Below are 13,192 nucleotides of genomic sequence, written 5' to 3'. Positions count from 1 at the left end.
CACTTGGACGAAATATCCTCAGAGGGGAACTGGCCGAAGGCCAAGAGGGGGCAGACAGCCCCCTTGCCCGGTTGACTTTGCGCGCCCGGCGGAAGAGGAAGGCGCCATGATCCTGACCCTTCTCCAGGTGGCCCTCGGCGGCGCGATCGGCGCCTCGGCCCGCTACATGACGAACGTCGCCGCGATGCGGCTGATCGGCCCCGGCTTTCCCTGGGGCACGGTCACGGTCAACGTCGTCGGCTCCTTCCTCATGGGCGCGCTCGTGGTCTTTCTCGCGCATCGCGACGGGATGCGGCTCGCGCCCTTCCTGATGACCGGGGTGCTCGGCGGCTTCACCACGTTCTCGGCCTTCTCGCTCGACGCGCTGACGATCTGGGAGCGCGGCCAGACCATGCTCGCCGCCGCCTATGTGCTGGGTTCGGTCACGCTTTCGCTCGCCGCCATCGTCGCCGGCATGGCCGCAGTTCGGGGGATCTACGCATGAGCGGGGTGAAGATGCTGACCGTCGCTGCCGACGAGGGCGAGAGCCGGCTCGACCGCTGGCTCAAGAAACGCTTCCCCGAGATCACGCAAGGTGCGGTCGAGAAGCTCTGCCGCACCGGCCAGATCCGCGTCGATGGCGGCCGCGTCAAGGCCTCGACCCGGGTCGTGCCGGGCCAGCAAGTCCGGGTCCCGCCGCTGCAGGCCTCCGCGCCCTCCGCGCCGAAGCCCGAGGCCGGCATCAGTGACGCGGACGCGAAGATGATCCAGGCCGCCGTTCTCTGGAAGGACGAGCATATCATCGCGCTCAACAAACCGCCCGGCCTGCCGAGCCAGGGCGGATCCGGGCAGGGCAACCGCCACGTCGACGGCCTGACCGGCGCCCTGATGTTCGGCTACAAGGACCGGCCGAAGCTGGTCCACCGGCTCGACAAGGACACGTCTGGCGTCCTGCTCCTTGCCCGCACTGACCGCGTCGCCCGCGCCCTCAGCGAGGCGTTCCGCGCCCGCACGACGCGCAAGATCTACTGGGCCGCGGTCGCCGGCCTGCCCAATCCGCGGATGGGCACCGTGCGCTTCGGCCTCGTCAAGGCACCGGGCCACGGCCGCGGCGGCGAGGGCGAGAAGATGGTCGCCATCCATCCTTCGAAGGTCGAGGCGACCGAGGGCGCCAAGCGCGCCACGACCGATTACGCGGTGCTCGACGCTCTCGGCACCCGCGCCGCCTGGGTCGCGCTGGTGCCGATCACCGGGCGCACCCACCAGCTCCGCGCCCATATGGCAGAGCTTGGCCACCCGATCGTCGGTGACGGCAAGTACGGCGGCTCGGGGCAGGAGAACCTCGGCGACGGCTGGGGCGCCCAGCTCGGCGGCGAGATCAGCCGCAAGCTGCATCTCCACGCCCGCTCCATCGGCTTCGACCACCCGATCACCGGCAAGCGCATCACCCTGACCGCGCCCCTGCCGGACCACATGAAGCGCACCTGGAAGACTGTGGGCTGGTCCGAGGCTGAGGCGCCCGCCGACCCGTTCGCGGACGAGACATGACGGAAGACCTCAGGCTCGTCGTCTTCGATGTCGACGGTACGCTCGTCGATAGCCAGAATCATATCCACGCCGCGATGAGCCATGCCTTCACTTCCATCGGCCTGCACCTGCCGCCGCGCGACCGCATCCTCGCGATCGTCGGCCTGTCCCTGCCCGAGGCGATGGCCCGGCTGGTGCCGGAGCATGGCCCGGATACCCGTGCGGAGCTTGTCGAGGCCTACAAGCAGAGCTTTGCCACGCTCCGCGCCGGTCCGCTCTCACCGCTTTTCGAAGGCGCGGTCGACATGCTGACGACGCTCGCCGAACGGCCGGACGTGCTGCTCGGCGTGGCGACCGGCAAGTCGCGGCGCGGGCTGAGGCATATCCTCGACGCGCACGGCCTGGCGGGGCATTTCGTCACCGCCCAGGTCGCCGACGACCATCCGTCAAAGCCGCATCCCTCGATGCTGCACGCGGCACTCGCCGAAACCGGGGCCCCGGCGGCACGCGCGGTGATGATCGGCGACACGAGCTACGACATCGAGATGGGCCGTGCCGCGGGGTTCCACACGATCGGCGTCACATGGGGCTACCATCGGCGCGAGGCGCTCGAAGCGGCTGGGGCGGGGCAGGTGATCGCGGACTTCGCCGCCCTCCTGCCGGCATTGGAACGGATCTGGGAGGCGTCATGAGCGGCTGGAAGGCGAAGCGGTTCTGGAAAACGGTTGCGGTCGTCGAGGCCGAGGGCGGCTACGGCGTCACGCTCGACGCGCGCCCGGTTCGCACGCCGGCCAAGTGTGCGCTCGTCCTGCCCACGCGCGCCATGGCCGAGGCCATCGCCACCGAGTGGGAGGCTGTCGAGAAAGAGGTCGATCCGCGCCGGATGCCGGTGACCCGCGCCGCCAACGCCGCCATCGACAAGGTGGCGCCGCAGTTCGACGAGGTGGCGACGCTGATAGCGGCCTATGGCGGCACCGATCTTCTCTGTTACCGCGCCGTAGCGCCCGAGGCGCTGGCCGAGGCGCAGGCCGCGGCATGGGATCCGCTTCTTGATTGGGCGGCCCGCGAATACGGAGCCCGGCTCAACGTTACCCGCGGTGTAGTGCCGGTCGCCCAACCGGCCGAAAGCCTTGTCCGGCTCACGGCGGCCGTCCGCGCCCTGAGCCCCTTCGAGCTTACCGCGCTGCATGACCTCGTCAGTCTCAGCGGCTCGCTCGTCCTCGGTCTCGCGGCGACGCGGCCGGAGTTCGATTCCGAGACCCTCTGGCGGCACTCGCGTTTCGACGAGGACTGGCAGACGGAGCAGTGGGGCGAGGACGAAGAAGCCGTGGCGGCCGCCCGGATGAAACGGGACGATTTCCTGTTCGCGCGGCATTTTTGGAACATTTCGGAAGATAGACGATAACAATCTTTCGCCGCGTCTTCCGCGCGACCGGTCCGCCGTTACCGAATTGCGGTAAGTGCAGAGTTTGGCGCGAATGCCCGCTTGACGGGCGACAGCCATCTGTCAACACTGCGCGTAGTGGGGGCAACCCCCTATAATCGGCGCCAGGACCACCTGGCCTATCAATCCGCTCGGGGAGGGCGGAAACTCAGGAAGAGGTAAGTATGAAAAAATCCGTATTCCTCGGAACGCTGGCGGCTTCCGCTTTGCTGGCTGGATACGCGTCGGCGGCCACTCTCGACGACGTCAAGGCCCGAGGCGAGCTGTTCTGCGGCGTGAACACCGCGCTCACCGGTTTCGCGCAGCCCGATGCCAGCGGCAACTGGCAGGGCTTCGACGTCGCGATCTGCAAGGCCGTCGCGGCCGCCGTGCTGGGCGATGCCTCGAAGGTCAAGTACGTCCCGACCACGACCGAGACCCGCTTCACCGCGCTCGCCTCGGGCGAGGTGGACCTGCTCGCGCGCAACACGACCTGGACCTATTCGCGTGACGCTGACCTCAAGTTCACCTTCACCGGCGTGAACTACTATGACGGCCAGGGCTTCATGGTCCGCAAGGACCTCGGCGTGTCCTCGGCCAAGGAACTCGACGGCGCCACCGTCTGCATCCAGACCGGCACCACCACGGAACTGAACCTGGCCGACTACTTCAAGGCCAACAACATGACCTACCAGCCGGTTCCGATCCAGACCAACGCCGAGGGCGAGCAGCAGTATCTCGCCGGCGCCTGCGACGCCTATACGACCGACGCGTCGGGCCTCGCCGCGACGCGGGCGATCTTCGCCGACCCGGAGAACCACATCATCCTTCCGGAGATCATCTCCAAGGAGCCGCTCGGGCCGCTCGTTCGCCACGGAGACGACCAGTGGGCCGACATCAACCGCTGGGTGCTGAACGCGCTGGTCGCGGCGGAAGAGTACGGTGTGACCTCGGCCAACGTCGAAGAGCTCTCGAAGGGGACGCAGAACCCCGAGATCAACCGCCTGCTCGGCACCGAGGGCGATCTCGGCGCTATGATGGGCCTCGACAACGAGTGGGCCAAGCGCGTCATCGCCGCTAACGGCAACTACGGCGAGATCTTCGCCGCCAATATCGGCGAAGCGACGCCGATCGGTCTCGCCCGCGGCCTGAACGCTCAGTGGACCCAGGGCGGCCTGCTCTACGCGCCGCCGTTCCGCTGATCGGACAAGATCGAGGGGCGCGTCCGCAAGGGTGCGCCCCTTCCGCCTCGGCATCAGGGAGAGCCGGCGCGCGAGGGGCACAAAGACCCCGTTGAACTGGCGAACGCCAGACCCGCGCCCCGGACTGGGGAAAAAACATGACAACAATGACTGACGCACCGAAGCCTGGCTTTCGGTTGAGCATGCTCATCTACGATACCCGCTATCGTTCGATGACCATCCAGATCGTCGTTCTGTTCCTGTTCATGGCGGGCGCCGCCTGGCTTGTGGACAACACGATCAAGAACCTCGCCACGCTCGGCAAGGATTTCAGCTTCGCCTTCCTGTGGAACCGGGCCGGCTACGACATCAACCAGGTGCTGGTCGCCTATACCAATGACAGCACGCACGGCAGGGCGCTGCTGATCGGGTTGCTGAACACGCTCCTCGTCTCTGCGATGGGCTGCGTAGCCGCGACGGTCATCGGCATCTTCGTCGGCGTGCTGCGGCTCTCGAAGAACTGGCTCGTGGCGCGGATCATGACCGTCTATGTCGAGGTCTTCCGCAACGTGCCGGTGCTCCTGTGGATCCTGATCGCGCTCGCGATCTTCACAGATGTCACACCGCAGCCGCGCGATTTCCGCGCAACCGACGAGATGATCGCGGCGGGCGAGGCGCCCAAGGCGTCGATGCTGCTCTTCGACAGCGTCGCGATCACCAACCGCGGCACCTATGTGCCCGAGCCGCTGTTCTCCCGCAGCCTCGGCAACATCGACATCGGGATCTTCCTGATCAGCATCGACCTTCTCGCCTTCCTCGCGGCTGTCATCGGCGGGTTCCTCGCCTACCGGGCGATCGGCACCCACGCGACCAAGATCCAGGAGGCCACCGGCGTCCGACCGAAGACGCTGTGGAAGAGCCTTCTCGTGACCATCGTGCCGCCGGTGGCAGTGCTCTGGGCGCTCGGGTTCCACCTCGGATACCCCGAGCTCAAGGGCTTCAACTTCTCCGGCGGCATCAACATCTCGAACGCGCTGATGGCGCTCTGGCTGGGCCTCACGCTCTACACCGCGGCCTTCATCGCCGAGATCGTGCGCGCCGGGATCATGGCCATCTCCAAGGGCCAGACCGAGGCAGCCTACGCGCTCGGCCTGCGTCCGCGCCGGACGATGAGCCTCGTCATCCTGCCGCAGGCGCTGCGGGTCATCATTCCGCCCCTGATCTCTCAGTTCCTCAACCTGACCAAGAACTCGTCTCTCGCGATCGCGGTCAGCTACATGGACCTGCGCGGTACGCTGGGCGGAATCACGCTGAACCAGACCGGCAAGGAGCTGGAATGCATCCTGCTGATGATGCTCATCTACCTGGCGATCAGCCTCATGATCTCGGCCGGGATGAACGTCTACAACAATGCCGTCCGGCTGAAGGAGCGCTGAGATGAGCAACTCACAAGCAAATTCGGCCGTCTATGTCCGCGACGCCATGCTGCCGGCGGAACACCCGCCGGCGATGGAAACCGGGATCATCAAGTGGCTGCGCGAGAACCTGTTCTCCGGGCCCTTGAACACGATCCTGACTCTCGTCGGGCTCGTGGCGATCTATTCGGTGCTTTCCGGGATCCTGCCGTGGCTGTTCCGTTCGGTCTGGGTCGCAAATTCGCTCGGCGAATGCCGCTCGATCATCACGGCCACCTTCGGCGAAGGCGCGACCGGCGCCTGCTGGGCGGTGATCCGCGAACGCTGGACGCAGTTCATCTTCGGCTTCTACCCGTCGCATCTCTACTGGCGGCCGGTCCTGGCCTTCCTGCTTCTGCTCGCAGCGCTCGCGCCGGTGCTGTTCACCCATCTGCCGCGCAAGTCGCTGTGGTTCAGCATCCTCTATCCCGCGCTCGGCTTCTGGCTCCTGTGGGGTGGGACGATCTGGATCCCGGTCGTGGCGATGGCCGGTTTCGCCCTCGGCTGGCTCGCGCTTCGCGTCCTGCAGCCCATCGGCGGCACGATCCTCGCCACCATCGCGGCTGTGGTCGTGCCGATCCTGTGGTGGCTCCTGCTCGCCGGGCCGGTCGCGCAGCAGCTGCAGGCGATCTTGCCCATCGGGATCGAGGCGGTCCGCTCCGACAAGTTCGGCGGCTTCGTCCTCGCCTTCACGATCGGCATCACCGGCATCGCCTTCTCGCTGCCGATGGGGATCATCCTCGCGCTCGGCCGGCGGTCGGACATGCTCCTGGTCAAGGCGCTCTGCGTCGGCTTCATCGAGTTCATCCGCGGCGTGCCGCTGATCACGCTCCTGTTCACTGCCTCGCTGCTCCTGAACTACTTCCTGCCGCCGGGCACGAACTTCGACATCATCCTGCGCGTCATCATCATGGTCACGCTCTTCTCGGCGGCTTATATCGCCGAGGTGATCCGGGGCGGCCTCGCGGCGCTTCCGCGCGGCCAGTACGAGGCGGCCGACGCGCTCGGGCTCGACTACTGGAAGGCGCAGCGGCTAATCATCATGCCGCAGGCGCTGAAGATCTCGATTCCCGGCATCGTGTCGTCCTTCATCGGGCTCTTCAAGGACACGACCCTCGTGATCTTCGTCGGCCTTCTCGATCCGCTGAAAGGCATCACCGACGCCGTGCGCGCCTCCATCGAATGGAAGGGCATCTACTGGGAGCCCTACATCTTCGTCGGCGGCATCTTCTTCCTCATCTGCTTCAGCATGTCGCGCTACTCGATGTATCTCGAGCGCAAGCTGCAGCGTGAACACCGTTAAGGAGTAATCCCATGTCGGACCCGCATGCCGTTACCCGTAAGATCGACCGCAGCCATATGCAGGTCAGCGACGAGGTGGCGATCCAGATTTCCGGAATGAACAAGTGGTACGGGGCGTTCCATGTGCTCCGCGACATCAACATGACCGTCAACCGGGGGGAGCGGATCGTCATCTGCGGTCCCTCCGGTTCGGGCAAGTCCACGCTCATCCGCTGCATCAACCGCCTCGAGGAGCATCAAAAAGGCCAGATCGTCGTCGACGGGATCGAGCTGACCTCGGACCTCAAGAACATCGACAAGGTGCGCTCCGAGGTCGGGATGGTGTTCCAGCACTTCAACCTCTTCCCGCACCTGACGATCCTCGAGAACTGCACGCTCGCGCCGATCTGGGTCAGGAAGGTGCCGAAGCGGGAAGCCGAGGAAACCGCGATGCATTTCCTCGAGAAGGTGAAGATCCCCGAACAGGCCCACAAATACCCCGGCCAGCTCTCGGGCGGCCAGCAGCAGCGGGTGGCAATCGCCCGCTCGCTCTGCATGAAGCCGCGGATCATGCTCTTCGACGAGCCGACCTCGGCCTTGGACCCCGAGATGATCAAGGAAGTGCTCGACACGATGATCGAGCTCGCCGAGGAGGGGATGACGATGCTCTGCGTGACCCACGAGATGGGCTTCGCCCAGGCCGTGGCGAACCGCGTGATCTTCATGGACCAGGGCCAGATCGTGGAACAGAACGAGCCGAAGGAGTTCTTCAACAATCCGCAATCGGACCGGACCAAGCTGTTCCTGAGCCAGATCCTCGGCCACTGACGCCGAAAACGACAAAGGCCCCGGCGATCCGCCGGGGCCTTTTGCATGTGAGCCCTCAGCCGCGTCCGGAGGGAACGAAGAAGTCGAGCACGCTGCCCGAGCCCGGCTGGACGTCGGCCCAGCTCTCGATCTGGAAATCGACGACTAGGGTCGCGGCGGTCGGGTAGCGGGCGAAATCCGGATCTATCGGCGGCCGGGCCGACAGCGAGGCCGCGAAGGCCGCGATGCCGGGATTGTGGCCTATGATCATCACGCAGTCGCCCGTCGCGCCCTTCAAGGCTTCGACCAGCTCGACGGGAGAAGCCTGATAGAGCGCGCGCAGGTACTGGACCTCCGGCATCACCTCGAGCGGCGCGGCGGCGATCTTCGTCCAGGTCTCGCGAGTCCGCGCGGCGGTCGAGCACAGCACCTCGTCCGGTTCGTAGCCGCGCGAGTCGAGCCATTCACCAAGCTCCAATGCGGCCCGCCTGCCGCGCGTGTTCAATGGCCGGTCGTGGTCTTCGAGCGCGGGGTCGTCCCAGGCCGATTTCGCGTGGCGGGTGAGGATCAGTCGGCGATGGCCGGCAGGTGTCATGGGTGAAAGCGCCTCATATGATAGGCCGATTGTTCGGCCAGCCTGCCATACGCGCGCGATACAGGGCAAGCACGACGCACACCGCAGCCGCGAGAAAGGCAGTCCTGCCCCTCCCGGGTGTCGAGAAAGGCGTGGCAAACGGGCAGGTCGTAGTGCTGCGGGGTCAGTGCGGCGGCCGGGCAGGCGGTGCGACAGGGCTGCGCCGTGCAATCGGCGCATGGTGAGGCGGCCGGTGCGTCGGGCAGGGCGAGCCGCTGGGGCAGGGCGATCGCCCCCCGGTAGGAGACCATCAGCCCTGCCGTGTCATGCACCAGAAGCTGCACCGGCGAGGGCCAGGCCCGGCCGGTCCTTAGCGCCCAGCGGAAGAAAGGCGGGTAGGGCGGTCCTTCGGAGGGAAAGATCGCGCGCCCGCCGAGCCTTTGCGCGAAGTTGCCGAGCACCCGCGCCGACCAGCGGTCGATCGGATCCGGCGCCCCGTCGCGCCATTCCGGCTGTGAGGTGAGGTGACCCCAGAAGCCGGGCTCGGCGGGACCGAACAGGATCAAGGTCTCGGCGCCTTCGAGCTCGTCCCCGTCGGCGGGGTGGAACGCCCCGAAGACGGCGAGCCGTTCAGCCGCCGCCCGCTCCGCGATCGCGGCGAGCGTCGTCACTTTGTTCTGGGCTTCACGCGCGGCTCGGTCGAGCGGATGAGCGAGCCCGCGCCGTGATCGGTGAACAGCTCCAGGAGGCAGGCGTTCGACACCCGGCCGTCGAGGATCACGACCGCCCGCACGCCGCCGTCGAGCGCGGCGAGCGCGGTCTCGGTCTTGGGGATCATGCCGCCGGCGATCACGCCCTTCTCGGTCAGTTCGCGGACCTCCTCGGGGGTGAGCTGGGTCATCACCTCGCCAGCTTCGTTCTTGACGCCGGACACGTCGGTCAGGAGCAGCAGCCGGTCGGCCTTGAGGGCCGCCGCGATCGCGCCTGCGGCGGTGTCGCCGTTGACGTTGAAGGTCTCGTTCGGATCCATGCCGGTCGCCACCGGGGCGACAACGGGGATGATCCCGGCGGTGAAGAGGTCGCGCAGAACCTGCACGTTCATCTCGACCGGCTTGCCGACGAAGCCGAGTTCCGGGTCGTCGGCGACGCAGACCATGAGGTCGTCGTCCTTGCCCGACAGACCGACTGCGCGGCCGCCCTGATCCATGATCGCCTGAACGATGCGCTTGTTGACGAGGCCGGTCAGCACCATCTCCACCACCTCGACAGTGGCCTTGTCGGTCACGCGCTTGCCGCGCACGAACTCCGACTGGATGCCGAGTTTCTTCAGCAGGTCGTTGATCATCGGCCCGCCGCCATGCACCACGACCGGGTTCACGCCGACCTGGCGCATCAACACGACGTCGCGGGCGAATTCGGCCATCGCCTCGTCGTCGCCCATCGCGTTGCCGCCGAACTTGATGACGACGATCGCGCCGGTGTAGCGCTGCAGATAGGGAAGCGCTTCGGAGAGCGTCCGGGCGGTGGCGATCCAGTCACGGTTCATGTCTTGCTTTCTCATTGGCGGAAAACCTCATGCGCTGATCGTTTGTTATCCCGTCCGGAGCTGCTCTGCCAAGCGAAAGCCGGATCAGGCCATCGTCGCGATGATCGCGCGCAGCGTTTCGATTCCGTCGCCCTTCTCCGACGACGTCACGACGATCTCGGGATAGGCGGCGGTATGCTTCTGAAGCGCCGCGCGGACCTGGGCGATGATCTTGTCGTGGTCGGCGGCCTTCACCTTGTCGGCCTTGGTGAGCACGACCTCGAAGGTCACGGCAGAGCGGTCGAGCAGCGTCAGGATTTCTTCGTCCACCGCCTTGATCCCGTGGCGCATGTCGATCAGCACGAAGGCGCGGCGCAGCGTCTGGCGTCCGCCGAGATAGGACTTGAGCAGGCGCTGCCACTTCGCCACCACCGCGACGGGCGCCTCGGCATAGCCGTAGCCAGGAAGATCGACGAGGTAATGGCTGTCGCCGGCGGTGAAATAGTTGATCTCCTGCGTCCGCCCCGGCGTGTTCGACGCCCGCGCGAGCGACTTCCGCCCGGTCAGCGCGTTGATCAGCGACGACTTGCCCACGTTCGAACGGCCGGCAAAGCAGACCTCCACCCGGTCGGCCGGCGGCAGGCCCTCCATCGCGACAACGCCCTTGAGGAAATCGACCGGGCCCGCGAACATCAGCCGGCCTTTTTCGCGCGCAGCTTTCTCGGGATCCTCTGCAAGGGGAAAGGCGATTGTCATGCCAGTAATTCCGCCCTGTCGCCGACGCTCACGGATCCGGACTCGATCACCTTGGCGTAGAGCCCGAAATCCTGGTCACCATGAATCGCCCTGAGCGCCTGGAGCGTATCGGCATCGCGACGCCCGGTCGCCGGGTTCGCGGTCGTCGCGAGGCAACGCTCCTTCGGTTCGACGATCTCCAGCACCGCCGTGCCCAGGCGCAGCCTGCGGCCGATCCAGTCGCGCTCTTCCCAGGGCCGCAGCCCTTCGAGCCAGATGTTGCCGCGCCAACGCAAGGGCGAAAGAGCGACACCGAGATGCTCCCCGAGCGCCCGGTTGGATGCGAGCGATATCAGCGACACGGAGGGATAGTCGGTATCGGTCATGCCACGCCCGTCGACCCCATAGATCCGCGCTGGTTGCGCGCGGTCCGCCGGGCAGAGCGGGCGAACCCAGTCGAGGAACCGCGCGACATCGGCGGCCTCGTCGGGGCGGAACGCCAGATCGGGCCGGTCCGGGTGGCTGAGCGTCAGCGTCGCCGTCGCCTCGTCGAGCCGGGCGTTGACCGCCATCAGGTTCGGTGCCTTGGACCCGCGCGAGAAGTTCTGGCACGGCGACCATTCGCCCTCGACAATCTTCGCGGCGTCATGGGCAACGGCCCAGCGGCGATCCCAGGGCAGGCCCTCGCCCCTGGTCAGCGCGACCAGGGAGAGAGCCTCGCGCCCGTGCGACTTCAGCGGGTGGCGCTGCAGGGAGGCGACGGTCGGGGTCACTTCGAGGCCGGCTTGTCGCGCTTGAAGCCGCTCCGGATGTTGCCGAAGAGGTCCGGGCGTTTCCCGTGCATCGTCATGATCGTGTACTGCTGGATGAACGTGATCGTGTTGTTCGCGATCCAGTAGAGCACGAGGCCCGAGGCGAAGGATCCCAGCATGAACATGAAGACCCACGGCATCCAGGCGAAGATCATCTGCTGCGTCGGATCGGTCGGGGCCGGGTTCAGCTTTTGTTGGAACCACATCGAGATGCCAAGGAGGATCGGCAGCACTCCGAGCGAGAAGATGAAGAAGATGCTTTCCTGTCCGGGCGTGGCGTACGGCAGGAGCCCGAAGAGGTTGAGGATCGAGGACGGATCGGGTGCCGACAGGTCCTTGATCCAGCCGACCCAGGGCGCGTGGTATAGCTCGATCGTGACGTAGATCACCTTGTAGAGCGAAAAGAAGATCGGGATCTGCAGCAGGATCGGCAGACAGCCGGAGGCCGGGTTCACCTTCTCCTTCTTGTAGAGCGCCATCATGCCCTGCTGGAGCTTCTGGCGGTCCTCTCCGGCCTGCTCCTTGAGCTTCTCCATCTCGGGCTGCAGTTCCTTCATCTTTGCCATCGAGACATAGGATTTGCGCGCCAGCGGGAAGACGATGAGCTTGATGATCACGGTCAGCGCGATGATCGCCCAGCCCATGTTGCCGATCGCGCCGTGGAGCCAGTGCAGCAGCCGGAACATTGGCTTGGTGAGGAAGAAGAACCAGCCCCAGTCGATCGAGTTGACGAAGCCCTTGATGCCCGTCTCGTCCTCGTAGTGCTTGATCGCTTCCCATTCCTTGGCGCCGGCGAAGACCATTGTCGTCGCCTGCGCGGTCGCGCCTGGCGCGACCTCCATGACAGGCAGCCGCGCCTCGGTCTGGTAGATGTCGGCGTTGGGGACGTATTTCACGACCGAGGTGAAGGCTTGTCCCGGGGCAGGGGCGAGCGTCGTCATCCAGTACTTGTCCGTGAAACCGATCCAGCCATCGGCGGCGACAGCAGCTGCCGACGTCGGGGCACCCTCGCGGGTATCGACGGTCAGATCGGGCAGCTCCTTGTATTTCAGCTCTTCGAGCTTGCCATCCGAGCTCCGCACCACGCCTTCATGAAGGACATAGACGCTCTGGGTCTTGGGGATACCGTGACGCGCGACGATGCCGTAGGGCGCGAGCCGCACCGCGGCGCCGGTGTTGTTCTCCACCGACTGGGTGACGGTGAAGAGGTAGTTGTCATCGATTTCGATCTTGCGGTGGAAAACCAGTCCCGCGCCGTTGTCCCAGCGAATCGTCACCGGCTTTCCGGGTGCTAGCGTCGCGCCGGACTCCGCCTCCCACAACGTCTTCGCGCCGGGCACGAGCGCAGGATCGAGCCCGCCGGCCGGTGACCAGCCGTGGACGGCGTAATAGGGTTTGACTGCCTCGACATCCGTTGTGCCGATCGGCGCCAGAAGACGGATGTTCGGTGAGTCTTCGTCGAGCGCGACCTTGTAGTCCTTGAGCGAGAGGTCGTCGATCCTGCCGCCGAGGAGCGAGATCGACCCCGCCAGCCGCGGCGTGTCGATCGAGATTCGCGGCGCGGCCGCGATCTCGGCCGCGGCGACGTCTGTCTGGGGCGCCGTGGCGGCAGGCGCGGTCGCGCTGCCGCCGGGCGCGGTATCGCCAGCGGTCTGAACCGCGGCCGGAGCGTCCGGGGCCGGCGCCTGCTCGGGAGGCGGGAAGAGCGTGAACCAGATCAGGATCACCAGGAATGACAGCACTGTCGCGAGGATGAGGTTCTTGTTCTGATCGTCCATGACGACACACCACCTGTCCGGCAAAGGGTTGGGCAGGTTCAACAGAACGGGCAGCGAAAGGTCAAGCGGTTTTCCCCTGATTGCACTGGCCCCGATCCGGTATTCGAACCCGTTGC

14 protein-coding genes are annotated in these 13,192 nt (G+C 66.1%); 8 read left to right on the top strand and 6 right to left on the bottom strand.

What is annotated here, in order from left to right; genetic code table 11:
• Positions 1-106: 106 nt before the first annotated feature.
• The 8 genes from crcB to OEZ60_RS10315 all read left to right on the top strand — a co-directional run bounded on the left by crcB (position 107) and on the right by OEZ60_RS10315 (position 7,673).
• A complete protein-coding gene (gene crcB / locus OEZ60_RS10350; RefSeq protein ID WP_263335668.1) occupies positions 107-484 on the top strand; it encodes a fluoride efflux transporter CrcB in 378 nt (125 codons plus the stop codon).
• Positions 481-1,527: an RluA family pseudouridine synthase gene (locus OEZ60_RS10345; protein ID WP_263335666.1), complete on the top strand. Its 1,047-nt coding sequence runs from the start codon at positions 481-483 to the stop codon at positions 1,525-1,527. The genes crcB and OEZ60_RS10345 overlap by 4 nt, the downstream gene beginning before the upstream one ends.
• Positions 1,524-2,198 carry an HAD-IA family hydrolase gene (locus tag OEZ60_RS10340; protein ID WP_263335664.1) on the top strand — a complete coding sequence of 225 codons (675 nt, stop codon included), beginning with the start codon at positions 1,524-1,526 and terminating at the stop codon, positions 2,196-2,198. Before OEZ60_RS10345 ends, OEZ60_RS10340 begins: the two co-directional genes overlap by 4 nt.
• Entirely contained in the window at positions 2,195-2,911 is a 717-nt protein-coding gene (locus tag OEZ60_RS10335) for an ATP12 family chaperone protein (protein ID WP_263335662.1), read from the top strand. The genes OEZ60_RS10340 and OEZ60_RS10335 overlap by 4 nt, the downstream gene beginning before the upstream one ends.
• 203 nt (positions 2,912-3,114) lie before the next feature.
• The gene (locus OEZ60_RS10330; RefSeq protein ID WP_263335660.1) at positions 3,115-4,131 is read left to right on the top strand and encodes an amino acid ABC transporter substrate-binding protein; all 1,017 of its coding nucleotides are present in this window, start codon (positions 3,115-3,117) and stop codon (positions 4,129-4,131) included.
• Positions 4,132-4,268: 137 nt separating this feature from the next.
• Positions 4,269-5,546, top strand: a complete 1,278-nt coding sequence (locus tag OEZ60_RS10325; protein ID WP_263335658.1) for an amino acid ABC transporter permease — start codon at positions 4,269-4,271, stop codon at positions 5,544-5,546.
• Between the two features lies 1 nt (position 5,547).
• Positions 5,548-6,867: an amino acid ABC transporter permease gene (locus OEZ60_RS10320; RefSeq protein ID WP_263335657.1), complete on the top strand. Its 1,320-nt coding sequence runs from the start codon at positions 5,548-5,550 to the stop codon at positions 6,865-6,867.
• An 11-nt stretch (positions 6,868-6,878) separates the two neighbouring features.
• Complete coding sequence (locus tag OEZ60_RS10315; protein ID WP_290428525.1) at positions 6,879-7,673, top strand: amino acid ABC transporter ATP-binding protein; 795 nt, start codon at positions 6,879-6,881, stop codon at positions 7,671-7,673.
• Positions 7,674-7,728: 55 nt separating this feature from the next.
• On the opposite strand, the gene OEZ60_RS10310 is transcribed toward OEZ60_RS10315, so the two are convergent.
• The 6 genes from OEZ60_RS10310 to yidC all read right to left on the bottom strand — a co-directional run bounded on the left by OEZ60_RS10310 (position 7,729) and on the right by yidC (position 13,076).
• Positions 7,729-8,247 carry a SixA phosphatase family protein gene (locus tag OEZ60_RS10310; protein ID WP_263335654.1) on the bottom strand — a complete coding sequence of 173 codons (519 nt, stop codon included), beginning with the start codon at positions 8,245-8,247 and terminating at the stop codon, positions 7,729-7,731.
• A complete protein-coding gene (locus tag OEZ60_RS10305) occupies positions 8,244-8,897 on the bottom strand; it encodes a ferredoxin (protein ID WP_263335653.1) in 654 nt (217 codons plus the stop codon). Before OEZ60_RS10305 ends, OEZ60_RS10310 begins: the two co-directional genes overlap by 4 nt.
• Positions 8,894-9,772 carry an acetylglutamate kinase gene (gene argB, locus OEZ60_RS10300; protein WP_263335764.1) on the bottom strand — a complete coding sequence of 293 codons (879 nt, stop codon included), beginning with the start codon at positions 9,770-9,772 and terminating at the stop codon, positions 8,894-8,896. Before argB ends, OEZ60_RS10305 begins: the two co-directional genes overlap by 4 nt.
• 84 nt (positions 9,773-9,856) lie before the next feature.
• A complete protein-coding gene (gene yihA, locus OEZ60_RS10295) occupies positions 9,857-10,507 on the bottom strand; it encodes a ribosome biogenesis GTP-binding protein YihA/YsxC (RefSeq protein WP_263335650.1) in 651 nt (216 codons plus the stop codon).
• Positions 10,504-11,259 carry an MOSC domain-containing protein gene (locus OEZ60_RS10290; protein WP_263335646.1) on the bottom strand — a complete coding sequence of 252 codons (756 nt, stop codon included), beginning with the start codon at positions 11,257-11,259 and terminating at the stop codon, positions 10,504-10,506. Before OEZ60_RS10290 ends, yihA begins: the two co-directional genes overlap by 4 nt.
• A complete protein-coding gene (yidC, locus tag OEZ60_RS10285; protein WP_263335643.1) occupies positions 11,256-13,076 on the bottom strand; it encodes a membrane protein insertase YidC in 1,821 nt (606 codons plus the stop codon). The genes OEZ60_RS10290 and yidC overlap by 4 nt, the downstream gene beginning before the upstream one ends.
• Positions 13,077-13,192: the final 116 nt, after the last annotated feature.

Origin of the sequence: Albidovulum salinarum, assembly GCF_025673475.1 — a bacterium.
Classification (GTDB): domain Bacteria; phylum Pseudomonadota; class Alphaproteobacteria; order Rhodobacterales; family Rhodobacteraceae; genus Albidovulum; species Albidovulum salinarum.
The sequence above is the reverse complement of the archived record's forward strand: the minus strand, read 5'-3'. Positions and strand labels throughout refer to the sequence as shown.

Coding starts and splice junctions, on each gene's coding strand:
- crcB (WP_263335668.1), top strand. CDS start 107: ATGATCCTGACCCTTCTCCAGGTGGCCCTCGGCGGCGCGATCGGCGCC.
- OEZ60_RS10345 (WP_263335666.1), top strand. CDS start 481: ATGAGCGGGGTGAAGATGCTGACCGTCGCTGCCGACGAGGGCGAGAGC.
- OEZ60_RS10340 (WP_263335664.1), top strand. CDS start 1,524: ATGACGGAAGACCTCAGGCTCGTCGTCTTCGATGTCGACGGTACGCTC.
- OEZ60_RS10335 (WP_263335662.1), top strand. CDS start 2,195: ATGAGCGGCTGGAAGGCGAAGCGGTTCTGGAAAACGGTTGCGGTCGTC.
- OEZ60_RS10330 (WP_263335660.1), top strand. CDS start 3,115: ATGAAAAAATCCGTATTCCTCGGAACGCTGGCGGCTTCCGCTTTGCTG.
- OEZ60_RS10325 (WP_263335658.1), top strand. CDS start 4,269: ATGACAACAATGACTGACGCACCGAAGCCTGGCTTTCGGTTGAGCATG.
- OEZ60_RS10320 (WP_263335657.1), top strand. CDS start 5,548: ATGAGCAACTCACAAGCAAATTCGGCCGTCTATGTCCGCGACGCCATG.
- OEZ60_RS10315 (WP_290428525.1), top strand. CDS start 6,879: ATGTCGGACCCGCATGCCGTTACCCGTAAGATCGACCGCAGCCATATG.
- OEZ60_RS10310 (WP_263335654.1), bottom strand. CDS start 8,247: ATGACACCTGCCGGCCATCGCCGACTGATCCTCACCCGCCACGCGAAA.
- argB (WP_263335764.1), bottom strand. CDS start 9,772: ATGAACCGTGACTGGATCGCCACCGCCCGGACGCTCTCCGAAGCGCTT.
- yihA (WP_263335650.1), bottom strand. CDS start 10,507: ATGACAATCGCCTTTCCCCTTGCAGAGGATCCCGAGAAAGCTGCGCGC.
- yidC (WP_263335643.1), bottom strand. CDS start 13,076: ATGGACGATCAGAACAAGAACCTCATCCTCGCGACAGTGCTGTCATTC.